This window comes from Kitasatospora sp. cg17-2 (assembly GCF_054031055.1).
The window spans coordinates 2,335,275-2,360,307 of record NZ_CM132923.1 but is presented as its reverse complement, the minus strand read 5'-3'; the positions used below and the strand labels follow the sequence as shown (position 1 = coordinate 2,360,307).

Below are 25,033 nucleotides of genomic sequence, written 5' to 3'. Positions count from 1 at the left end.
CGAAGGGAACGAGGCCGTGCGCCCGTCCGACACCCCAGCCGCCACCGCAGAAGCGCTCCGGACCGCGCCCGCCTCCGGCCTCCAGCGCGGACTCTGGTTCCTCGACCGCCTCGACCCCGGCGCCGTCACCTACACCACCCCCTGGACGTACGAGGTCACCGGCCCGCTCGACCTCGACCTGCTGGCCCGGGCCCTGGACGCCGTCACCGCCCGGCACGAGGCGCTGCGCACCACCTTCGCCCTGCACCCCGACGGCCCCCGCCAGCACGTCCACCCCGGGCTCGCCGTGCCGCTCGCCGTCACCGACCTGCGCGCCCTGCCGGAGGGCGAACGCGACTCCCGCGCCGAGGAGTTGATCGCCGCACGGGCCGCCGAACCGTTCGACCTCGCGGCCGGCCCGCTGCTGCGCGCCGAGGCGATCCGGCTCGCCGACGAGCGCACGACCCTGCTGTTCGTCGTCCACCACATCATCTGGGACGGCTGGTCGGCCGACCTCTTCGAGCGCGAACTCACCGACCACTACCGGGCGTTCCTCGACGGCCGGACCCCGGAGCTGCCCGCCCTGGCCACCCAGTACGCCGACTGGGCCGAGGAGGAGCAGCACACCTCCTACGAGGAGCACCTGGCCTACTGGAAGGACCGCCTGGACGGCGCCCCGACCCTGCTCGACCTGCCCGGCGACCGCCCCCGGCCGGCCGAGCGCGGGGAGCGCGGCGGCACCGAGCACTTCGGCCTCGCCCCCGGCAGCGCCGCCCGGGTCCGGGAGCTCGCCGAACAGGAGGGCGTCACCCCGTTCACCGTCCAGCTGGCCGCGTTCGCCCTGCTGCTGAACCGCTGGACCGGCGCCGACGACCTGCTCGTCGGCACCCCGGTCACCACCCGCAACCGGCCCGAACTCGCGGACCTGCTCGGCTACTTCGTCAACCTGCTGCCGCTGCGGATCCGGCTCGCCCCGGACGCGAGCTTCCGCGGGCTGCTGGCCGACCTCCAGGACGGCGCCTTCGACGCCTTCGGCTACCTCGACCTGCCCTTCGACCAGCTGGTCGACCACCTCGGCACCGCCCGCACCCCGCAGCACCCGCCGCTGGTCCAGGTGGTGTTCGGCGCCCACAGCGAGGACAGCGCCCCGCTCGCCCTCGGCCCGGCCGCCGCCCGGCGCACCGTCCGCGCCAACGGCACCAGCAAGTTCGACCTCACCTGGTCGGTCTTCGAACCCGTCGGCGACGGCGGCGGCGAGATGCGCGGCGAGGCCGAGTACAACGGCGACCTCTTCGACCCCGGCACGATCCGGCGGCTGGCCGCCGACTACGCGGCCCTGCTGGACGCCGCTCTCGCCGACCCGGACGCCACCGTGCTGCGGCTCACCGCCGCCCCGGCCGCCGGGGCCCGGCCCCGCCCGGCCCGGCTCGACGACGGCCACTGCCTGCACCACCTCTTCGAACGGGCCGCCGACGCGTACGGCGACCGCCCGGCCGTCGACGACGGGCAGGAGCGCCTCGACTACGCCGAACTCGACCGCCGGGCCAACCGGTTGGCGCACACCCTGATCGACCGCGGCGTCCGCCCCGGCGACCGGGTCGGTCTGCTGCTGGAACGCACCGCCGCCGTGCCGGTCGCGATCCTCGCCGTGCTCAAGGCCGGCGCCGCCTACGTGCCGGTCGACCTCGTCGCCCCCGCCGACCGGGCCGCCCTGGTCTTCGGCGACACCGCGGTGCGGGCCGTGCTCACCGACCGCCCCGACCGCGCCCCCGACGGCCCCTGGCAGACCCTCGACCTCACCGCCGGAAGCGCCGGGGCCGCCGAGGTCGCCGCCCGCCCCGACACCCGCCCGCCCGCCGTCGGCCGCCCCGGCGACCTCGCCTACCTGATCTTCACCTCGGGTTCCACCGGCCGCCCCAAGGGTGTCGCCGTCGCCCACGAGCACGTCAGCCGGCTGCTGGACTCCGGCCGCGAGCACTTCGGCTTCGGACCCGACACCACCTGGACGCTGTTCCACAGCTACGCCTTCGACTGGACCGTCTGGGAGCTCTGGGGCGCGCTGCTGCACGGCGCCCGGCTGCTCGTGGTGCCCTATCTGACCAGCCGCTCGCCCGAGGAGTTCGCCGAACTCCTCGACACCGAGCGGGTCACCCACCTGTGCCTCACCCCGTCCGCGCTGCGCCAGCTCGAACCGGCCCTGCGCCGCCGCCCCCGCGCCCTCCCGGAGCTGCGCTGGATCATGCTCGGCGGCGAGGCGCTGGACCCGGGTGTGGTCCAGCGCTGGCACGACCTCGACCCGCTGCCACCGGCCCGGCTGTGCAATCTGTACGGCATCACCGAGACCACCGTGCACGTCACGATCCACGACGTGGCCGAGGGCGGCGCCGGCTTCGAGCGCAGCCTGATCGGCGAACCGATGCCGCACCTGACCGCCGCCGTCCTGGACGACTGGCTGCGGCCCTGCCCGCCCGGCGTGCCCGGCGAGCTGTACATCGGCGGCGGCAGCCTCGCCCACGGCTACTGGGGGCGCCCCGGACTCACCGCGGGCCGCTTCGTCGCCGACCCGGCCGGACCGCCCGGCGCCCGCCTCTACCGCACCGGCGACGTCGCCCGGCGGCTGCCGGACGGCGGCCTGGAATACGTCGGCCGCGCCGACTTCCAGGTCAAACTGCGCGGCTTCCGGATCGAACTCGGCGAGATCGAGAACGCCCTCGCCGCCCACCCCGACGTCGACGCCTGCGTGGTGACCGTCCACGAGGACCGGCTCGCCGCCTACGTCACCGGCCGCGCCCCGGTGGACGCCCACGAGTTCCTCGGCCGCTCGCTGCCCGCCTACATGGTCCCGGCGAGCGTCACCGTGCTGGACGCGCTGCCGCTGACCGTCAACGGCAAGGTCGACCGGGCCGCGCTGCCCGCCCCCGGCCGCGCCGCGCCCACCCGGGCCGGCCGCCACGTCGAGGCCCGCAGCCCGGAGGAGGAGCTGTTCGCCGCCGTCTGGACGGAGGTGCTCGGGGTCCCCGGGATCGGCGTCCACGACGACTTCTTCCACCTCGGCGGCGACTCCATCCGGGCCGTCCAGCTCGCCGGAGCCCTGCACGACCGGGGCTGGCAGGTCTCGCTGCGGGACGTCTTCAACGCGCCCACCGTCGCCGCCCTGCTCCCGCTCGCCCGGCCCGTCGAGGCCGACCCCGGCGCCGACCTGCCGTTCGCGCTGATCGACGAGGAGGACCGCGCCGAGCTGCCGCCCGGGATCGTCGACGCCTACCCGATGGTGTCCATGCAGCTGTCGATGGTCTTCCACATGGAGGTCGCCGGCGGCACCGACAGCTACCACAACGTCAACTCCTACCGGATCGGCGGCGACCTCGACGAGACCGCGTTCCGCCGCTCCGTGAACGAGGCGATGGCCCGCCACGCCGTGCTGCGCACCGGCCTCGACCTCTCCGGCTACGGCGAACCGCTCCAGCTGGTGCACGGCAGCCTGCCCGCCCCGGTCGAGTTCGCCGACCTGCGCGACCTGCCGGAGGCGGACCAGGACCCGGAGGTCCGCGCCGTCTTCGAGGACCACCGCGACCGCCCGTTCGACCTCGCCGAACCCCCGCTGTTCCGGATCACCGTGCAGCGGCTCGCCGACCGGGCGTTCCAGCTCACCATCTCCGAGCACCACGCGATCCTGGACGGCTGGAGCTTCACCTCCCTGCTCACCGAGATCCTCGAACGGCACACCGCGCTCGCCGCCGACCCGGTCTCCACCCCCGCCCCGCCCCCGCGCACCGCCTTCCGCGACTTCGTGGCCGTCGAACGCGGGGCCACCACCGACCCGGACTCGCTCGCCTACTGGCACCGGCGGCTCGACGGCGCCACCGGCCAGCTCTGGCCCGGCAGCGAGGACGTCCACGAGCTGCCGCGCACCGTCGAACGGGTGCTCCCGGACGCGCCCGGGCAGCTGCGCGCCGTCGCCGACGCGCTCTCCGTCCCGGTCAAGTCCGTCGCGCTCGCCGCCCACCTGTACGCCCTCGCCCGGATCACCGGGCGGCAGCGGGTCACCACCGGGCTGGCGATGAACGGCCGGCTCGAACGGCTCGGCGGCACCGAGGTCTACGGGCTCTTCCTCAACACCGTGCCACTGGTCGCCGAACCGGGCGAGGACCTCGCGGCGCTGGTGCGGCACGTGCACCGGGAGGAGCTGGACATGATGCCGCACCGCCGGGTGCCGTTCGCCCGGCTGGCCCGGATGATGGCCGACACCGCGCTCGACAGCCAGTTCGGCTACCTGCGCTTCCACGCCCTGGGGCGGCTCAGCGCGGCCCGGATCGAGGACGGCCGGATCGGCAGCGAACCCACCTACCGGCACGAGCCCAACAGCTTCACCTTCGGCGCCTCGCTGATCCAGGACCCGGCCTCGCAGCGGGTGCTGCTCGCGGTGGACCACCAGCGGGCGCTGGTGGACGACGCCGCGGCGGAGGAGTTCATCGACACCTATGCCGGGGCCCTGGCCCGCCTGGCCGGGGAGGTCTGACCGGGCCGCGGCAGAGGGGTGGCGCCGGAGCCCGACCGCGGGCAGCTGTCCGGGCCCGGCCCCACCCCTCCCTGCCCCCGCCCCGCCCCGCCGTTCCTGCGGCACCCCCATGACTTCGCACCACCGCTGGACCCGCACCGCTGTCCCCGTCCGACCTCATCGAGACCGAGGAGCACCCCGCCATGACCACCTTCGCCGAGCCGGCCGCCACCGTCCCCGCTCCCGCTTCCGCCGCTCCCGCCGACCTGCTGGCCCGGCTGCGCGCCGCCGTCGCCGCCCACCCGGCGCGGCCCGCCGTGCACGCCGCCGACGGCAGCCTCGACTTCGCCGCCCTGGACCGCCGCACCGCCGCCCTCGCCGCCGCCCTCCGGGCCCGCGGCGTGCGCCGCGGCGACAAGGTCGGCGTCCACCTCGCCCGCACCCTGGACCTGCCGGTCGCACTGCTCGCCGTCTGGCGGGCCGGCGCCGCCTACGTCCCGCTCGACCCGGCCTACCCGGCCGAGCGGATCTCCTTCATGGCCGCCGACGCCGGCCTCGCCGCCGTGGTCAGCGCCGAGGCGGCCCCGCCCGTCCCGGCCGGTGTCCCGGTGCTCCGCCCCGACGCGGCGTCCGGGGCCGCGGAGGCCGACGCCGGCGCCGACGCCGACGCCTTCGTCCCGGACCCGCTGGACTCCGCCTACGTCATCTACACCTCCGGGTCCACCGGCCGCCCCAAGGGCGTCGAGGTGCCGCACGGCGCCGTCGCCGACCTCGCGGCCGGCCTGGAGCAGGCCGGCGCCTACCGGCCCGAGCCGTCCGTGGTCGCCTGGAACGCCAGCGTCTCCTTCGACGCCTCCGTCCAGCAGTGGATCCGGATCTGCCGGGGCGACACCCTGGTGGTCGTCGACGACGCCCGCCGCGCCGACCCGGCGCGGCTGGCCGCGCTGCTGGCCGAGCACGCCGTCACCGACCTCGACCTGACGCCCTCGCACTGGCAGCTGCTGCGCGAGCAGCTGACCGGCGCCGCCGTGCCGCGCCTGTTCATGGGCGGCGAGCCCGTCCCCGGGCGCACCTGGCGCGAGCTGGCGGACGGCGGCATCGACGCCTTCAACCTGTACGGCCCGACCGAGTGCACGGTCGACGCGATCACCGCCCGGATCACCGGCCCCGGCCCGCACCTGGGCGAGCCGCTGGCGGGCGTGCGGGTGCACCTGCTGGACGAGCGGCTGCGGCCGGTCACCGGCGCCGGTGAGGTCGGCGAGCTGTACCTCGCCGGGCCCGGCCTCGCGCACGGCTACGCCGGACAGCCGGGGCTGACCGCCGGCCGCTTCGTCGCCGACCCGTTCACGACCGCGCACGGCGCCCGGATGTACCGCACCGGCGACCAGGCCCGCCGCTCCGCCGAGGGCCTGCTGGAGTACGTCGGCCGGGTCGACCGCCAGGTCAAGCTGCGCGGCTTCCGGATCGAGCTCGGCGAGGTCGAGCACGCGCTGGCGGCGCTGGACGGCGTCACGGCCGCCGCGGTGACCGTGCACGAGCCCGCCCCCGGCGACACCCGTCTCGCCGCCTACGTGACCGGGACGGCCGCGCCCGCCGAGCTGCTGGCCGAGCTGCGCCGCACCCTGCCCGCGCACCTGGTGCCGGCCACGGTGACCGTGCTGGAGGCGATGCCGCTCACCCCGAACGGCAAGGTCGACCACCGGGCGCTGCCCGTCCCGGCCGCCGAGGCGGCACCGGAGGCGGTCGGCGGGGGAGTGGCGGAGCAGGTCGCCGAGGTGTGGCGGACGGTGCTCGGCGTCCCCGAGGTGCTGCCCGAGGACGACTTCCTCTCGCTCGGCGGCCACTCGCTCGCCGCGCTGCGCGTCGTCCACCTGCTGCGCCGCAAGCTGAACGTCGAGCTCCAGCTGCGCCACCTGCTGGACGCCGCCGACCTGGCCGCCTTCACCGAGGCCGTGCAGCGCGCCGCCGCGGCCGGTCCGGCCGCCGCCCGCCCGGCCCTCACCGCCCGCCGCCCGGCCGTCCGATGACCCCCACGACCCCGACGACGCCCATGACCCCCACGACGCCTACGACCCCGACGACGCCTACGGCCCCCGGTCCCGCCGCGCGTCCGCCGCTGGTCGCCCGCCCGCGCCCGGCCGCCGCCCCGCTGCCCGCCACCCCGGCCGTTCGCCGCGCCCCGGCCACCACCGGCCCGGTGGCGACCCCGGTCCCCGCCGCCCGCCCGCGGATCGAGGGCGACTGGTTCCTCCTCCCCGCACCCCGGCCCGCCGCCGCCGTCCGGCTGTTCTGCTTCCCGCACGCCGGCGGCGACGCCACCGCCTTCACCCCGCTGGCCCGGGCCCTCGCCCCCGCCACCGAGGTGTGGGCGCTGCGCCCGCCGGCCCGCGGCGGCCGGAGTCGGGACCCGATGCCCGCCGACTTCGCCGCGCTGACGGCCGAGGTCGCCCGGGTGATCGCCCCGCACCTGGCCCCCGGCCGCCGGGCCGCCTTCTACGGGCAGAGCTTCGGCGCCCTGCTCGCCTACGAGGTGGCCCGGGCCCTGCCGGCCGATCTCCGCCCCGAACTCGTGGTGGTGGCCGGCGCGCCCGGCCCGGCCGAGTGGACCGAGCGGGAGTCCAAGGACCTCGACGCGGCCGAACTCCTGCGCCTGACCGGCCTGGAGGAGCTGGTCAGCGCGGATCCCGAGCTGGTGGAACTCGCCCTCGGCGGTATCCGCACCGACCTCGCGGTCAGCGCCACCTACCGCCACCACCCGCACCCGCCGCTCGCCTCCGCGCTGTACGCGCTGGCCGGCGCCGAGGACCCGATGCTCGCCACCACCGACCTCTCTGGCTGGGCCGCCCACACCCGGGGCGCCTTCGACCAGCTGGTCCTGCCCGGCGGGCACCTGCTCGCCACCGTCGACCGGCCCGGCCCGGTCGACCTCCTGAACTCTCTGCTGTCCGGCCGCGCGGCGGCCGACCCCACGTCCAGCACCGCCACCGCCACCGCCAGTGCCAGTGCCACCGCCACCGAGGAGCAGCCGTCATGGTGACCACCACTTCCGTCGATCTCACCGACCCCGCCCTGTGGGCGCGCCCCGAGACTCCGGCCCTGGTCGCCGAGCTGCGCCGCGAGGCCCCCGTCCACCGCACCGACAGCCTGGACGACGGCCCGATCTGGTCGGTGATGACCTACAAGGAGTCGGCCGACGTCCTGCGCAACGCGGCCGTGTTCAGCTCCGAGTCCGGCTCGCTGCTGGGCGCCGGCGTCGGCAACGTCCCGGTCGGCTCGGGCCGGATGATGGCCCTCACCGACCCGCCCAAGCACCGCGAACTGCGGGCGCCCGCCAACCCGTTCTTCTCCAAGAACGGCGTGCGCGGAGCCTCCCGCTCGATCGCCGAACGGGCCGGCGAACTCTTCGACCGGGCCGTGGAGCAGGGCGAGGCCGACCTCGTCGACGTGGTGTCCGCGCTGCCGCTGGCCGTCATGTGCGACCTGCTGGACGTCCCGGAGAAGGACCGCGACATGATGGTCCGGGTCTGCGACGTGGCCTTCCTGGGTGCCACCCCGGAGGAACGCCGGGCCGGGCACCAGCAGTTGATCCCCTACCTGATGCACCAGGTGATGCTGCGGCGCACCGACCCCAAGGACGACCTCATCTCGATGATGGCCACCTACAAGGTCAACGGGAAGCTGATGCCGGTCGAGGACGTCGTGCTCAACCTCGACAACATCGTCGTCGGCGGCGTCCAGACGGTCCGCCACACCGCCGCGATGGGCCTGCACACCCTGGTCAACCGGCCGGACCTCTGGCAGGCGCTGCAGCGCGGCGAGGTGGACATGGACTCCGCCGTGGACGAGCTGCTGCGCTGGACCTCGGTCGGGCTGCACACGCTGCGCACCGCCACCCGGGACATCGAGCTGGCCGGGCGGCAGATCCGGCGCGGCGACCGGGTCGCGGTCTGGGTGTGGTCGGCGAACCGGGACCCGGAGGCCTTCGAGGCGCCGGAGGAGATCCGGCTCGACCGCTCGCCCAACAAGCACCTGGCGCTGGGCCTGGGCGCCCACTACTGCATCGGCGCGCCGCTGGCGAAGGCCGAGCTGAGCGCGCTGTTCTCGGCGGCGCTGGAGAAGGCGGCGACGATCGAGCCGGCCGGTCCGGTCGAGTACAACCGCTCGATCATCAACTTCGGCCTGGACCGCTTCCCGGTCCGGCTGACCCCGCGCTGAGCCCGCGCCGGCACCGCGCCGGAACCCCGCGCCCACCCTTCCGACCAGCCCTTCTTCCGACCGAACCCCCACCCCCGCTCCACCCCCGTTCCCACCCCGTGCGCCCGAGGCCCGCGCAGGAGGACGGCAGTCCCGGAACTGCCGCTCACCTGCCGGGCCTTGTGCCGCTTCCGGACCCGGCCCGCACCTACCTTCGAATCACACCGCACCGCGCCACCACCTCACCGAGGAGAGCACCGTGAGCAACCCGTTCGAGGACGACAACGCCGGCTACCTGGTCCTGGTCAACGACGAGAACCAGCACTCGCTGTGGCCGGTCTGGATCGACGTGCCGGCGGGCTGGACCACCGTCCACGGCGAGGCGCCCCGCCAGGAGTGCCTGGAGTGGATCGAGACCAACTGGACCGACATCCGCCCGGCCTCGCTGGTCGCCGGCCTCGGGAACCGGTGAGCGCCGCCATGCTGACCTGGGAGCTGAACCCCGGCCGTCCGGCCCTGCTCCGCGTCCCGGCCGTCGCCGACCTCGCCGAGGGCTGCGCCTGGCTCCGCGAGCACGAGGACGAGCTGACCGCCGCGCTGCACGAGCACGGCACGATCTTCCTGCGCGGGCTGCCGGTCGCGGCCACCGAGGACGTCGCCGCCGTCCGCGACGTGCTGATCCCCGAGCCCACCCCGTACCGGGAGAAGGCCACCCCGCGCAGCGACTTCGGCAACGGCGTGTTCTCGTCCACCGACCTGGCGGCCGCGCTGCCGATCCGGATGCACAACGAGAACAGCTACACCCTGACCTTCCCCGGCCGGCTGCTGTTCGCCTGCCTGATCGCCCCGGAGGAAGGCGGCGCCACCCCGACCGCGGACGTCCGCAAGGTCCTCGCCGCGCTGCCGCCGCACCTGGCCGAGCGCGGCCGGACCACCGGCTGGACGCTCGGCCGCAGCTACTCGGAGTACGTCTCGCTGCCGTGGCGGACCGCCTTCGGCACCGAGGAGCCCGCCGAGGTCGAGCAGTACTGCCGGGAGAACGGCATCACCTGGGAGTGGCTGGAGGACGGCACGCTGCGCACCGACCAGCTGCGGCCGGCCACCATCCGCCACCCGCACACCGGCGAGGAGGTCTGGTTCAACCACCTGGCCTTCTGGAACGAGTGGTCGCTGGACCCGGACATCCGAGAGGCCATGGTCGAGGAGTTCGGCCCGGACGGCCTGCCGTTCCACACCGGCTTCGGCGACCGCGAGCCGGTCACCCGCGAGGACGTCGAGGCGCTGAACGCCGCCTACGAGGCCGCCACCGTCCGGGAGACCTGGCAGGTCGGCGACGTGATGCTGGTCGACAACGTGCTGTGCTCGCACGGCCGCGACCCGTACCGGGGCGACCGGAAGATCGCCGTCGCGATGGGCCGCCCGGTCGACGTCCTCGACTGCGAGCCGTCCGTCCTCCCGACCACCGCCGTCCCCGCGTGACGGCGTCCCCCACCACACGCCCGTGACGTGAGCAGAGGAAGCACCGTGATCCCGGTTTCGTACGCACAACAGCGTCTCTGGCTGATCGACCAGATCGAAGGGCCGACCGCGCTCTACAACCTGCCGTTCGCGGTCCGCCTGCGCGGCGCGCTCGACCTCGACGCGCTGCGCGCCGCGACGGCGGACGTGGTGGCCCGGCACGAGGCCCTGCGCACGGTGTTCCCGGTGGACGGCGAGGGCGTGCCGGTGCAGCACATCCTGCCGTCGGCGGAGGCGGGCACCGCCTTCACGACGGTGGAGTGCGCGCCGGCCGACTACGCGGCCCTGCGGGACCGGGCCGCCGCCCACACCTTCGACCTGAGTGCCGAAACGCCCGTCCGGGTCACGGTCTTCTCGCTCACCCCGACCGAGGGGGACACCCCGACCGAGGGGGAAACTCCCGAGCACGTGCTGCTCGTCGTGCTCCATCACATCGCCGGTGACGGCTGGTCGCTCGGCCCGCTGCTGCGCGACCTCGCCGCCGCCTACACCGCCCGCCTCGCCGGCGCCGCACCGGACTGGGAGCCGCTCCCGGTCCAGTACGCCGACTACGCCCTGTGGCAGCGCGAGCTGCTCGGCGAGGAGTCCGACCCGTTCAGCCTGATGAGTCGTCAGCTCGACCACTGGAGAGGAGTCCTGGCCGGTCTGCCGGAGGAGCTGGAGCTGCCGGTGGACCGCCCCCGGCCGCCGGTGCCGACCGGCGCCGCCGACGCCGTCCCGTTCACCCTCGGCCCCGAACTGCACACCGCGCTGGCCGAGTTGGCCCGCCGCCACCGCTCCACCCTGTTCGCCGTCCTCCAGGCCGGCCTGGCCGCGCTGTTCACCCGGCTCGGCGCCGGCACCGACATCCCGCTCGGCACCGGTGTGGCCGGCCGCTCCGACGAGGCCCTGAACGACCTGGTCGGCTTCTTCGTCAACACCCTGGTGCTGCGCACCGACACCTCCGGGGATCCGTCCTTCGCCGAACTCGTGGGCCGGGTCCGGGAGGCCCAGCTGGACGCCTTCGCCCAGCAGGACGTGCCGTTCGAGCGGCTGGTCGAGGAGGTCAACCCGGCCCGCGCGCTCGGCCGCCACCCGCTGTTCCAGACCCTGCTGGTGCTGCAGAACCACGAGGAGGGCGAACTCGGCCTGCCCGGCCTGGAGTCGTCGCCCGAACCGCTGGGCCTGCGGGTCGCCAAGTTCGACCTCAACATCGGCGTCACCGAGCGGCACGACCAGGACGGCACCCCGGCCGGTCTGGAGGGCTCGGTCGAGTACTCGGCCGACCTGTACGACCGGGCCACCGTCGACACGCTGTTCGCCCGCTTCGTCCGGCTGCTGGCCGCCGCGGCCGCCGACCCCGCGGCGCCGATCGGCACCCTGGACATCCTCGCCCCCGAGGAGCGCGCCCGGCTCGCCGAGGACTGGAACGCCACCGCCGCGCCGGTCCGCACCGGCTCGCTGCCCGGGCTGTTCGCGGCGCAGGCCGCCCGCACCCCGGACGCGGTCGCCCTCGCCCACGACGGCGGCGAGGTCGGCTACGCCGAGCTCGACGCCCGCGCCAACCGGCTCGCCCACCACCTGATCGCCGTCGGCGTCGGCCCGGAGTCCCCGGTCGCGCTGCTGATGGAGCGCTCGGTGGACCTGGTCGTCGCCACCCTCGCCGTGCTCAAGGCCGGCGGCTGCTACGTGCCGATGCACGCGAGCCTGCCGCCCGAGCGGATGACCGCCCTGCTCGCCGACACCGCCGCGCCCGTGCTGATCACCGACCGCGCCGAGCCCGGCTTCGCCCACGGGGCCGTCGTGGTCCGCCCCGGCGACGAGGCCGGGGCACCCGAGCACGACCCCGGGCTGCCCGTCCACCCGGACCGACTCGCCTACGTGATGTTCACCTCCGGCTCCACCGGCACCCCCAAGGGCGTCGCGGTCCGCCACCGCGACGTGGTCGACCTCGCCGACGACCGCCGCTGGCGCGACGGTCGGCACGAGCGGATCCTGCTGCACTCCCCGCACGCCTTCGACGCCGCCACCTACGAGCTGTGGACGCCGCTGCTGCACGGCGGCACCGTCGTCGTCGCCCCGCCCGGCACCATGGACGCGGAGGCCCTGCACACCGTCGCCACCCGGCACGGCGTCACCGCGGTCTTCCTCACCAAGGCGCTGTTCGACCTGGTCGCCGAGCAGGCCCCGGAGACCTTCCGCGCCCTGCGCACGGTCTGCACCGGCGGCGAGGCGGCCTCCGGCACCCTGATGCGCCGGGTCCTGGAGCACTGCCCCGACCTGCTGCTGGCCCACGTCTACGGGCCCACCGAGGCGACCACCTTCGCCACCCACCGCCACCTGCTCCCGGCCGACCTGGACGGCGCCCGGGCCCCGATCGGCGGCCCGCTGGACAACATGCGCACCCACGTCCTGGACGCCCGCCTCCAGCCGGTGCCGCCCGTCGTGCCCGGCGAGCTGTACATCGCGGGGGCCGGCCTGGCCCGCGGCTACTGGCGGCGCGCCGCGCTGACCGCCGAGCGCTTCGTCGCGGACCCGTTCGGGACCGGCGGCAGGATGTACCGCACCGGCGACCTGGTGCGCCGCCGCGCGGACGGTGCGATCGAGTTCCTCGGCCGGATCGACGGCCAGGTCAAGCTGCGCGGCTTCCGGATCGAGCTCGGCGAGATCGAGGCCGTGCTCTCCGGCCACCCCGCCGTCCGCCAGGTCATCGTGGTCGCCCGCGAGGACCGCCCCGGCGACACCCGGCTGGTCGGCTACTGCGCCGTGACCGCCGAGGCCCTCGAAGGACGCCCCGAACTCGCCGCCGAACTCAAGGAGTTCGCCGCCGCGACACTGCCGGGCTACATGGTGCCCTCCGCCGTGGTGGTACTTCCGGCGCTGCCGCTGAACGCCAACGGCAAGGTCGACCGGCGCGCCCTGCCCGCCCCCGAGCTCGGCACCGACCCGGCCGGCCGCGCCCCGCGCGACGAGCGCGAGCGGGCCCTGTGCGCGCTGTTCGGCGAGATCCTCGGCATCGAGGACATCACCGTCGACGACGACTTCTTCGCCCTCGGCGGCCACTCGCTGCTCGCCACCCGCCTGGTCGGCCGGGTCCGCGCCGACCTCGGCGCCGAACTCGCCATCGGCGACCTCTTCCAGGCCCCGACCGTCGCCGCCCTCGCCGCCCGGCTCGCCGACGGCGACGCCCCGGCCCGCCCGGCCCTGCTCCCCGAGTTGCGCCCCGAGCACCTGCCGGTGTCCTTCGCCCAGCGCCGCCTGTGGTTCCTCGGCAAGGCCGAGGGCCCCGCCGCCACCTACAACGTCACCCTCGCCCTGCGGCTGTCCGGCCCGCTCGACACCGCCGCCCTGGAACGCGCCCTCGGCGACGTGGTGGCCCGGCACGAGTCGCTGCGCACCGTCTTCACCGAACTCGACGGCGTGCCGCACCAGCGGGTCCTGGACGGCCCGCCCGGGCCGCTGCTCACCGTCACCGACCGCCCGGCGCAGGACCTCGTCGGCCACCTCTTCGACCTGGCCGAGGACGTCCCGCTGCACGCGTACCTGTGCCCGGAGGGGCCCGAGGAGCACGTGCTCACCCTGGTGCTGCACCACATCGCCGGCGACGGCTGGTCGCTGCGCCCGCTGTTCCGCGACCTCGCCGGGGCCTACACCGCCCACCGCGACGGCACGGCCGCCGAGCCGCTCCCGCTGCCCGTCCAGTACGCCGACTACACCCTCTGGCAGTACCGGCTGCTCGGCGCAGACACCGACCCGCGCTCGCTGCTGTCCCGTCAGCTCGACCACTGGCGCGAGGCCCTGTCCGGACTGCCGGACGAGCTGCCGCTGCCGCTGGACCGCCCCCGCCCGCCGGTGCCGACCCATCGCGGCGACGTCGTCGAGCTGGACCTCGACGCCGCCCTGCACGCCCGGCTCGCCGACCTGGCCGGCCGGCACGGCGTCACCCTGTTCATGGTGCTCCAGGCCGCCTGGGCCACCCTGCTGCACCGCTTCGGCGCCGGGGACGACGTCCCGATGGGCACCCCGCTGGCGGGCCGGCTCGACCCGGCCCTGGACGAGCTGGTCGGCTTCTTCGCCAACACCCTGGTGCTGCGCACCGACCTGAGCGGCTCGCCCAGCTTCACCGAGCTGCTGGGCCGGGTCCGGGACGCCGACCTGGCCGCCTACGCCCACCAGGACGTGCCGTTCGAGCGGCTGGTCGAGGAGCTCAACCCGGCCCGCACCCTGGCCCGGCACCCGCTGTTCCAGGTGATGATCGCCTTCGACAACACCACCGGCGGCGGGCCGGAGTTCCCCGGTACCCGCGCCGCGTACGAGCCGCTGGGCCTGCCCACCACCCCCTTCGACCTGACCCTCAACCTGTCCGAGCGGCTGGACCTCGACGGTTCCCCGGCCGGCCTCTCCGGCGGCCTGGAGTTCGCCGTCGACCTGTTCGACCGGGCCACCGCCGAACGGCTCGCCGCCGCGCTGGCCGGCCTGCTCGACCAGGTCGCCGAACGACCCGACCGCCCGGTCGCCGAACTGGACGTGCTCGGCGACGAGGGCCGCGAGGACCTCGCCCGCTGGCACGACACCGGACGCCCCGGCGGCGAGCAGCTCCTCCCCGCCGCGTTCGCCGCCCAGGCCGCCGCCACCCCCGACGCCACCGCGCTGGTCTTCGGCGAGCAGCGGCTGAGCTTCGCCGAGCTGGACGCCCGCGCCAACCGGCTCGCCCAGGGTCTGGCCGGCGCCGGGATCGGCCCCGAGTCACTGGTCGCGCTCGCCGTGCCCCGCTCCGCCGAGTCGATCGTCGCCCTGCTCGCCGTGCTCAAGGCCGGCGCCGCCTACCTGCCGCTGGACTCCGACTACCCGCGCGACCGGCTGGCGGGCATGCTCGCCGACGCCCGCCCGGCCGCCGTGCTCAGCACCGACGCCTGGCCGCTGCCCGAGGTCCTGGCCGGACACACCGTGCTGCCCGCCGACGCCGCGCCCTGGGCGGAACTGCCCGCCGACGAACCCGAGGTCGAGCTCGGCCCCGAGAACGCCGCCTACGTCATCTACACCTCCGGCTCCACCGGCCGCCCCAAGGGCGTCGTGGTCCGCCACGGCGGCCTCGCCCACCTGCTCGCCTTCCACCGGGCCGGGACCCTCGCCCCCGCCCAGCAGGCCCACCCCGGGCGGCGGTTCGCCTTCGCCGCCACCGCCTCGCTGTCCTTCGACACCTCGCTCGAAGCGGTGCTCTGGATGGTCGCCGGCCAGGAGCTGCACCTGCTCGACGACGACCTGCGCCGCGACGCGGCGGGCATCGTCGGCTACCTGGCCCGCACCGGCGCCGACACCCTCGACGTCACCCCCGCCCTCGCCGAACGCCTGGTCGAGGAAGGGCTGCTCACCGTCGCCCCGCCCGCCGTGCTGATGATCGGCGGCGAGGCCTGCGGCCAGCAGCTCTGGACCACCCTGAGCGCCGCGCCCGACACCGTCGTGTTCAACCTGTACGGGCCGACCGAGTGCACCGTCGACGCCCTGCACCACCGGCTGGACGGCGCCGTCGCCCGCCCGGTGATCGGCCGGCCGCTGCCCAACCTGCGCGCCCACCTGCTGGACGCCCGGCTGCGCCCGGTACCGGTCGGCGTCCCCGGCGAGCTGTACCTGAGCGGCCCCGGCCTGGCCCGCGGCTACCTCGGCCGCCCGGCGCTGAGCGCCGAGCGCTTCGTCGCCGACCCCTACGACACCGGCCTCCGGATGTACCGCACCGGGGACCTCGCCCGGCGCCGCTCCGACGGCACCGTGGAGTACCTCGGCCGCACCGACCACCAGGTCAAGGTGCGCGGCTTCCGGATCGAGCTCGGCGAGATCGAGGCCGTGCTGACCGCCCACCCCGCGGTGGTGCAGGCCGCCGTGCTGCCGCACCAGGACGGCACCGCCGGCACCCGGCTGGTCGCCCACCTGGCCGTCGCGGCCGGCGCCGACCCGGCCGCGCTCGACCTCGCCTCGGTGCGCGCCCACGCCGCCGCCGCCCTGCCCGACTACATGGTCCCGGCGGCCTTCACCGCCCTGGCCGCGCTGCCGCTCAACGTCAACGGCAAGATCGACCGGGCCGCCCTGCCCGCCCCCGACTTCACCGCCGCCGCCGGAGCCGGCCGGGCCGCCCGCACCCCGCGCGAGCAGATCCTCTGCGGCCTCTTCGGCGAGATCCTCGGCGTGCCCGAGGTCTCGATCGACGACGACTTCTTCGCCCTCGGCGGCCACTCGCTGCTCGCCACCAAGCTGCTCAGCCGCGTCCGCGCCACGCTCGGCGCCGAACTCGGCATCCGGGACGTCTTCGAGGCCCCGACCGTGGCCGGCCTGGTCGAGCGCCTCGACGGGGCCGACGCCCGCCCGGCCCTGACCGCCGGCCCGCGCCCCGAGCGGCTGCCGCTCTCCTCCGCGCAGCGCCGGCTCTGGCTGCTCGACCGGATGGAGGGCCCCTCCGCCCTCTACAACATGCCGTTCGCGCTGCGCCTCACCGGACTGCTCGACCGGGACGCGCTCACCGCCGCCCTGACCGACCTGGTCGCCCGGCACGAGAGCCTGCGCACCGTGGTCGCCGAGCACGAGGGCGAGCCGTACCAGCGGATCCTGACCCCGGCCGAGGCCGCCGTCCCGGTCGAACTCCTCGACTGCGCACCGGAGTCCGTCGAGGCCGAGGTCGACCGCGCGGGCCGCCGCCCGTTCGACCTGGCCGCCGAGCCGCCGGTGCGGGTCACCCTGCTCCGGGTGTCGGAGTACGAGCACGTGCTCGTCGTCGCGCTGCACCACATCGCCGGCGACGGCTGGTCGATGGGCCCGCTGCTGCGCGACCTCACCGAGGCCTACACGCTGCGCCTCGGCGGCGAGCCGCCGGTGCTCGAACCGCTCGCCGTCCAGTACGCGGACTACGCGCTCTGGCAGCGCGAGCTGCTCGGCGACGAGGCCGACCCGCAGAGCCTGGTGTCCCGCCAACTCGCCTACTGGCGCGAGACCCTGGCCGACCTGCCGGAGGAGATCGCGCTGCCGGCCGACCGCCCGCGCGGCGCCCGGGCCGGCCACCGCGGCGACCGGGTCGCGCTGCCGATCGACGCCGGACTGCACGCCGGGCTGGTCGCGCTGTCCCGCGAGCACCGGGTGACGATGTTCATGACCCTCCAGGCCGCGCTGGCCGCGCTGCTCACCAGGCTCGGCGCCGGTACGGACGTGCCGATCGGCTCGGTGGTCGCGGGCCGCTCCGACGAGGCGCTGGACGAGCTGGTCGGGTTCTTCGTCAACACCCTGGTGCTGCGCACCGACACGTCCGGGGACCCGGCCTTCGCCGAGCTGCTGGGCCGGGTCCGGGAGACCGGCCTCGGCGCCTTCGCCCACCAGGACGTGCCGTTCGAGCGGCTGGTGGAGGAGCTCAACCCGGCCCGCTCGCTGGCCCGGCACCCGCTGTTCCAGGTCGCGATGGTGCTCCAGTCCACCGACGAGGGGGAGTTGGAGCTGCCCGGCCTGGAGGTCGAGGCACTGGCCTCGGACACCGGGGTCGCCAAGTTCGACCTCAACGTCACCCTGGAGGAGTTCTTCGGCCCGGACGGCGCGCCCGCCGGTCTGGACTGCGCGATCGACTTCGCCACCGACCTGTTCGACCGGGAGACGGTGGAGGCGATCGCCGCCCGCTTCGGCCGGCTGCTGGCCGCCGTGGTGGCGGACCCAACGGCGTCGATCGGCCGGGTGGAGCTGCTGGACGGCGCCGAGCGCGCCGCCCTGCTCGCCCCCGCCGCCGCGCTGCCCGCCGACCTCCCGCTCGTCCCCGCCGCGTTCGCCGCCCAGGTGGCCGCGACCCCGGCCGCCACCGCCCTGGTCTTCGGCGGACTCCGGCTCAGCTACGCGGAGTTGGACGCCCGGGCGAACCGGCTCGCGCACGGCCTGCTGGCCGCCGGCATCGGCCCGGAGTCCGTGGTCGCGCTCGCCCTGCCCCGCTCGGCGGAGACCGTCGTCGCCCAACTCGCCGTGCTCAAGGCCGGCGCGGCCTTCCTGCCGCTGGACGCCGAGTACCCGCTGGAGCGCACCGCCCACATGCTGGCCGACGCCCGCCCGGCGGCCGTGCTCAGCACCGGGGACTGGCCGCTGCCCGAGGCGTTGGAGGGCCAAACCGTCCTGCCCGCCGACGCCGAGGCCTGGTCGGAGCAGCCCGCCGGGGCCCCGCCGCTGCGGATCGGGGCGGCCCACGCCGCCTACGTCATCTACACCTCCGGCTCCACCGGCCGCCCCAAGGGCGTGCTGGTGAGCCACGGTTCGATCGCCGCTCTGCTGGCCCAGCACCGGGCCGAGACCTTCGCCGGAGCGGAGCGCCGGCCCGGCCGGCCGAGTGTCGCCCTGACCGCCTCGCTCTGCTTCGACGCCTCCTGGGACAGCCTGCTCTGGATGGTCGCCGGTCACGAACTGCACCTGATCGGCGACGAGTTGCGCCGCGACGCGGCCGCGCTGGTCCGCCATGTGCGCGGCACCGGCATCACCGTCGTCAACGTCACCCCCTCCTACGCCGAACAGCTGCTCGCCGAGGGCCTGTTGGACGAGGACGACGAGGACGGCGAGAACGGTACGGCCCCCGGGGTGCTGCTGCTCGGCGGCGAGGCCGTCGGCCAAGCACTCTGGACCAGGCTGCGGGAGACCCCGGGGCTCACCGGCCACAACCTCTACGGCCCCACCGAGGCCACCGTCGACACCCTGGTCCAGCCGTTCGCGGACTCCGAGCGCCCCTCGCTGGGCCACCCCGTGCTCGGCACCCGCGCCCACGTCCTGGACGAGTACCTGGCGCCGGTCCCGGTCGGGGTGCCCGGCGAGCTGTACCTGACCGGCCGCAGCCTGGCCCGCGGCTACCTGGGCCGCCCGGCGCTGACGGCCGAACGCTTCGTCGCCGACCCGTTCACGCCCGGCGCCCGGATGTACCGGACCGGGGACCTGGTGCGCCGCACCAGGGACGGCGGCATCGACTACCTGGGCCGCACCGACCACCAGGTCAAGATCCGCGGCTTCCGGATCGAACTCGGTGAGATCGAGCAGGCGCTGACCCGCCACGAGGCCGTCCGGCAGACCGTGGTGACCGTGCACGAGGGCGCCGACGGCGACCGCCGGCTGGTCGCCCACTGCGCCACCGGCACCTCCGACAACGGTGTCGAACTCGCCCAGGAGCTGCGCCGGTTCGCCGCCGAGTGGCTGCCCGCCCACATGGTCCCGGCCGCCGTCGTCCCGCTCGACGCGCTGCCGCTCACCGGCAGCGGCAAGGTCGACCGCCGGGCCCTGCCCGCCCCCGACTTCGCCCTCTTCGCCGGCGGCCGCGCCGCCCGCACCGCCCGCGAGGAGATCCTCTGCGGCCTCTTCGGCGAGGTGCTCGGCGTCGAGCGGGTCTCGATCGACGACGACTTCTTCGCCCTCGGCGGCCACTCGCTGCTCGCCATGAAGCTGGCCGCCCGGGTCCGGGCCACCCTCGGCACCGAACTCGGTATCCGGGACGTCTTCGAGGCCCCGACCGTGGCCGGCCTCGCCCAGCGGCTGGACGGCGGCGCCGAGGCCGGGCCCGCGCCGACGGCCGGCCCGCGCCCCGAGCGGCTGCCGCTCTCCTCCGCGCAGCGCCGGCTCTGGCTGATCGACCGGATGGAGGGCCCCTCCGGCCTCTACAACCTGCCGCTCGCGCTGCGGATCGGCGGCCCGCTCGACCCCGCCGTCCTGGCCGCCGCCCTGACCGACGTGGTGGCCCGGCACGAGAGCCTGCGCACCGTGATCGCCGAGCAGGACGGTGAGCCGTACCAGCGGATCGTCCCGGCCGCCGAGGCCCCGGTCCCGTTCGAGCACCGCACCGTCCCGGCGGCCGACCCGGCGGCGGAGGTGGCGGCCTTCGCGGACCTGCCCTTCGACCTCGCCGCCGACCTGCCGCTGCGGGCCCTGCTGCTGCCCGCCGGCGACGGTGACCAGGAGCGAGGCGAGGCACAGGAGCACCTGCTCGTGCTCGTCCTGCACCACATCGCCGGTGACGGCCGCTCGATGGAGCCGCTGCTGCGCGACCTCGCCGCCGCCTACGCGGCCCGCCGCGACGGCACCGCCCCCGCCCTGCGCCCGCTGCCGGTCCAGTACGCCGACTACGTGCTCTGGCAGCGCGAGCTGCTCGGCGACGAGGCCGACCCGCAGAGCCCGGCCGCCCGCCAACTCGCCCACTGGCGCGAGGCGCTGGCCGGACTCCCGGAGGAGATCGCGCTGCCGGTGGACCGCCCCCGGCGGGCCGACAGCTCCCACCGCGGCGACCGGGTGGTGCTCCCGCTCGGCGCCGAGCTCCACCGCGGTCTGACCGCCCTGGCGCGCGAGCACCGGGTGACGATGTTCATGACCCTCCAGGCCGGCCTGGCCGCGCTGCTGACCCGCCTCGGCGCCGGTACGGACGTGCCGATCGGCTCGGTGGTCGCGGGCCGTACGGACGAGGCGCTGGACGAGCTGGTCGGCTTCTTCGTCAACACCCTGGTGCTGCGCACCGATACGTCCGGGGACCCGGCCTTCGCCGAGCTGCTCGGACGGGTCCGGGAGGCCCAGCTGGACGCCCACGCCCACCAGGACGTGCCGTTCGAGCGGCTGGTCGAGGAGCTCAACCCGGCCCGCTCGCTGGCCCGGCATCCGCTGTTCCAGGTGATGCTGCTGCTGGAGGGCGCGAGCCAGGGCGCGACCGGCGGCGACGCCCCGCTCGACCTGGCCGGACTGCCGGCCGCGATCGAACCGGTCGGCGGGTACGTCGCCAAGTTCGACCTCTCCGTCGGCATGGGGGAGTCCTTCGACGCCGAGGGCGCCCCGGCCGGTCTGGAGTGCGCGATCGACTTCGCCACCGACCTGTTCGACCGGGAGACGGTGGAGGCGATCGCGGTCCGCTTCGGTCGGCTGCTGGCCGCCGTCGTCGCGGACCCGGCGGCGTCGATCGGCCGGGTGGAGCTGCTGGACGGTGCCGAGCGCGCCGCCCTGCTGGCCCCCGCCGCCGCGCTGCCGGCCGAGGTCCCGCTGCTGCCGGCCGCGTTCGCGGCCCAGGTGGCGGCGACCCCGGACGCCACCGCCCTGGTCTTCGGCGAGTTGCGCCTGAGCTTCGCCGAACTGGACGCCCGCGCCGCGCTGCTGGCCGAGCGCCTGCGGGCGGCCGGGGCCGGTCCCGGCACCGTGGTCGCGCTGGCCCTGCCGCGCTCGGCGGAGACCGTGGTCGCCGTGCTGGCCGTCCTGCGCTCCGGCGGGGTCTCGCTCCCGCTGGACGCCGAGTACCCGGCCGAGCGGACGGCGGCGATGCTCGCCGACGCCGCGCCCGGGCTCGTCCTCACCGACGAGGGCTGGCCGCTGCCGGAACTGCTCGCCGGCCTGACCGTCCTCCCGGTGCACGGTCCCCGACCGGAGGCCGCCCCGGCCCCGGAGGCCGCGTCGGACCCGGCGGACGCCGCCTACGTCGTCTACACCTCCGGCTCCACCGGCCGCCCCAAGGGCGTGGTGGTCGGCCACGGCTCGATCGCCGCCCTGCTCGCCTCGCACCGCGCGCCCACCGGCCCGATCGGCGCGGGCGAACGGGACGGCGGGCGCCGCCGGGTCGCGCTGACCGCCTCGCTCTGCTTCGACGCCTCCTGGGACGGCCTGCTGTGGCTGGTCGCCGGCCACGAACTGCACCTGGTCGGCGACGAGGTCCGGCGCGACGCCGCCGCGCTCGTCCGGCACCTGCGCACCGAGCGGATCGACGTCCTGGAGGTCACCCCCTCCTACGCCGAACAGCTCCTCGACGAGGGCCTGCTCGACCCCGCCGCGCCGCAGGGCCCGGCCCCGACCGTGGTGCTGCTCGGTGGCGAGGCCGTCGGCCAGTCCCTGTGGACCAGGCTGCGCGAGGCCCCGCACACCACCGCCCACAACCTCTACGGTCCGACCGAGTCCACCGTCGACGCCCTGGTCCAGCCGTTCGCGGACTCCGAGCGCCCCTCGCTCGGCCGCCCCGTGCTCGGCACCCGGGCCCTGGTGCTGGACGAGCGCCTGGCGCCGGTCCCGGTGGGCGTGCCCGGCGAGCTGTACCTGAGCGGTCCCGGCCTGGCCCGGGGCTACCTGGGCCGCCCGGCGCTGACCGCCGAGCGCTTCGTCGCCGACCCGTTCACGCCCGGCGCCCGGATGTACCGGACCGGCGACCTGGTGCGCCGCACCAGGGAGGGCGGGATCGACTACCTCGGCCGCACCGACCACCAGGTCAAGATCCGCGGCTTCCGGATCGAGCTCGGCGAGATCGAGCACGTGCTGACCCGCCACCCCCGGGTGCTGGCCGCCACCGTGACCGCCCGCGAGGACGGCGCCGCCGGCCCCCGCCTGGTCGCCCACGTCGTCCCGGACCAGGGGAGGGACCGCGCGACCGGACCGCTGGACCCGGCCGACCTGCGGGCCTTCGCGGCCGAGTCGCTGCCCGGCTACATGGTCCCGGCGGCGGTCGTCCTGCTCGACGCCCTCCCGCTCACCGCCAGCGGCAAGGTCGACGTGCGGGCCCTGCCCGCCCCCGACTTCACCCGGCTCCCGGGCGGCCGCGCGCCGCGCACCCCGTACGAGGAGCTGCTCTGCGGCCTCTTCGGCGAGGTGCTCGGGGTCGAGCGGGTCTCGATCGACGACGGCTTCTTCGACCTCGGCGGCCACTCGCTGCTGGCGATGAAGCTGCTCGGCCGGATCCGCGCCGCCCTCGCGGACGAGCTCGGCGAGCGCGCCGACCTCGGCATGCGGGCCCTGTTCGAGGCCCCGACGCCGGCCGGTCTGGCCCGCCGGCTGGAGGCCGCGGCCGACCGGGGCTCCGAGGCCCCGGACGGCTCCGACGCCCTGGACGTCCTGCTCCCGCTGCGGACCGGCGGCGGCAAGGCCCCGCTGTTCTGCGTCCACCCGGCCGCCGGCATCAGCTGGGTCTACTCCGGCCTGCTGCGCCACCTCGACCCGGACCGGCCGGTGTTCGGCCTCCAGGCCCGGGGCCTGCGCGGCGGCTCCCCGGACTCCGTGACCGGGATCGCCGCCGACTACGTGCGGGAGATCCGCGCCGTCCGCCCGCAGGGCCCCTACCACCTGCTCGGCTGGTCGTTCGGCGCGGTGGTCGCCCAGGAGATGGCCGTCCAGCTCCGGGCGGCCGGCCAGGAGGTGGGCCTGCTGGCCCTGCTCGACGGCCTCCCGGTCGGCCCGGCCACCGAGGAGCCGCCGGCCTCCGACGACCCGGTGGAGACCCTCGCCGAACTGCTCGCCTCGCTGGGCTACGACCCGGCCGACGGGCGCGGGCAGGCCGAACTGACCGCCCTGCTGGGCGAGGCGGCGGCACTGCTGCCGGACGTCTTCGAGCACCACCGCAAGCTGATGGCCGAGCACGTGCCCGGCCACTACCGGGGCCCGGCCGTCTTCGTCGGCGCCACCGCCGACAAGCCCGCCGACTGGCCCTACGAGGCCGCCTGGGCCCCGTACCTCACCGGCGGGGTCGCCGCCCACCGGATCGACTGCGCGCACGGCGCCCTGACCCAACCCGAGCCCCTCGCACGGATCGCCGCCGTGCTGGCCGAGACGCTGGAGAGTGACCCCCGATGAGCACGAGTACCGTCCCGGTCGAACCGCCCGCAGTCGACGAAGGGCCCCGCCGCAGCCGCTGGGGCCTCTGGGCCCAGGGCAACTTCCGCAAGCTCTGGATCGGTGAGACGGCCAGCGGCCTCGGCACCGCCGTCGGCAATGTCGCCCTCGCCCTGGTGGCGGTGGTGACCCTGGACGCCTCGCCGTTCATGGTCGGCGTGCTGACCGCCTCCGCGTGGGTCCCGTGGCTGTTCCTCGGCCTGCTGGCCGGCGCCTGGGTGGACCGCTGGCCCCGGCTGAAGGTGATGCTGGTCTGCGACCTGCTGCTGCTGGCGCTGTTCGCCAGCGTGCCGGTGGCCGGCTGGTTCGACGCGCTGACGATGGCGCAGCTGATCCTGGTGGCGCTGCTGGCCGGCGCGGTGAAGGTGTTCTTCTCCACCGCGTACGGCGCGGTGCTGCCGGCCCTGGTCGCCAAGGACGACCTGCTGGAGGCCAACGTCAAGCTGCGCTCCGGGGACTCGGCGGCCGAGATCGCCGGCCCCGGCCTGGCCGGCCTGCTCTCCCAGGTCTTCGGCGCGGCCAGCGGACTGCTGGCCGACGCGATCACCTACCTGGTGTCGGCGGTCTGCCTGGCCGGCATCAAGGTGAAGGAGACGCCGCCGCCGGTGGCCGAGCGGCGCGGCATCCTGCGCGAGATCGGCGAGGGCGTGCGCTTCCTGGCCGGGGACCCGTTCCTGCGCAACCTCGCCCTGTTCGGCGCGGTCGGCAACCTCGGCCTCAACGGCATCCAGGCCGTGCAGACGATCTTCCTGGTCCGCAGCGTCGGGGTCTCGCCCGGCGGCATCGGCGCCGTCTTCGCGGTGGTGTCGGTCGGCGGACTGGCCGGGGCCGCCCTGGCCGGGCGGATCGCCCGCCGCTTCGGCACCGCCCGCGGGCTGCTGCTCTGCGAGCTGGTCGCCGCGCCGTTCATCCTGCTGCTGCCGCTGGCCGGCTCCCGGCTGCCGCTCGCGGTGAGCGCGGTCGCCTGGTCGGTCGCGGTCTGCGGGGTGATCGCCGGGAACGTCCTGGCCGGCAGCTTCTACCAGTCCTACTGCCCGCCGGAGATGATCGGCCGCATCCGGGCCAGCGCCTCGACCGTCAACTTCAGCGCCATCCCGGTCGGCGCCCTGCTCGGCGGCTGGCTGGGCGAGGTGCTCGGCGCCCGCACCACCATCTGGATCATGGCGGGGGTTCTGCTCTCCGCGGGCGCCGTGCTGCTGGCCGGCCCGCTGCGGGCCCGTCGGGACTTCCCCGAGCGCCCGGCCGCCGCCTGAT

General features: G+C 75.9%; 8 protein-coding genes. All 8 read left to right on the top strand.

The features are described from left to right. The first annotated feature begins 16 nt into the window (after positions 1 to 16). Positions 17 to 4,498, top strand: a complete 4,482-nt coding sequence (locus ACW14Y_RS09250) for an amino acid adenylation domain-containing protein (protein ID WP_456986494.1) — start codon at positions 17 to 19, stop codon at positions 4,496 to 4,498. Positions 4,499 to 4,680: 182 nt separating this feature from the next. Continuing rightward, the gene (locus ACW14Y_RS09245) at positions 4,681 to 6,504 is read left to right on the top strand and encodes a non-ribosomal peptide synthetase (RefSeq protein WP_456986493.1); all 1,824 of its coding nucleotides are present in this window, start codon (positions 4,681 to 4,683) and stop codon (positions 6,502 to 6,504) included. Between the two features lie 23 nt (positions 6,505 to 6,527). Next, the gene (locus ACW14Y_RS09240) at positions 6,528 to 7,514 is read left to right on the top strand and encodes a thioesterase II family protein (RefSeq protein WP_456986492.1); all 987 of its coding nucleotides are present in this window, start codon (positions 6,528 to 6,530) and stop codon (positions 7,512 to 7,514) included. Then, the gene (locus tag ACW14Y_RS09235) at positions 7,508 to 8,692 is read left to right on the top strand and encodes a cytochrome P450 (RefSeq protein ID WP_380299472.1); all 1,185 of its coding nucleotides are present in this window, start codon (positions 7,508 to 7,510) and stop codon (positions 8,690 to 8,692) included. Before ACW14Y_RS09240 ends, ACW14Y_RS09235 begins: the two co-directional genes overlap by 7 nt. 238 nt (positions 8,693 to 8,930) lie before the next feature. Beyond that, entirely contained in the window at positions 8,931 to 9,143 is a 213-nt protein-coding gene (locus ACW14Y_RS09230) for an MbtH family protein (RefSeq protein ID WP_043472778.1), read from the top strand. Positions 9,144 to 9,151: 8 nt separating this feature from the next. Continuing rightward, positions 9,152 to 10,150 carry a TauD/TfdA family dioxygenase gene (locus ACW14Y_RS09225; RefSeq protein ID WP_456988115.1) on the top strand — a complete coding sequence of 333 codons (999 nt, stop codon included), beginning with the start codon at positions 9,152 to 9,154 and terminating at the stop codon, positions 10,148 to 10,150. 45 nt (positions 10,151 to 10,195) lie between these two features. Next, a complete protein-coding gene (locus ACW14Y_RS09220) occupies positions 10,196 to 23,740 on the top strand; it encodes an amino acid adenylation domain-containing protein (RefSeq protein WP_456986491.1) in 13,545 nt (4,514 codons plus the stop codon). Beyond that, on the top strand, positions 23,737 to 25,032 hold the full coding sequence (locus ACW14Y_RS09215; protein ID WP_380390302.1) for an MFS transporter: 1,296 nt from the start codon (positions 23,737 to 23,739) through the stop codon (positions 25,030 to 25,032). The genes ACW14Y_RS09220 and ACW14Y_RS09215 overlap by 4 nt, the downstream gene beginning before the upstream one ends. Position 25,033 lies beyond the last annotated feature (1 nt).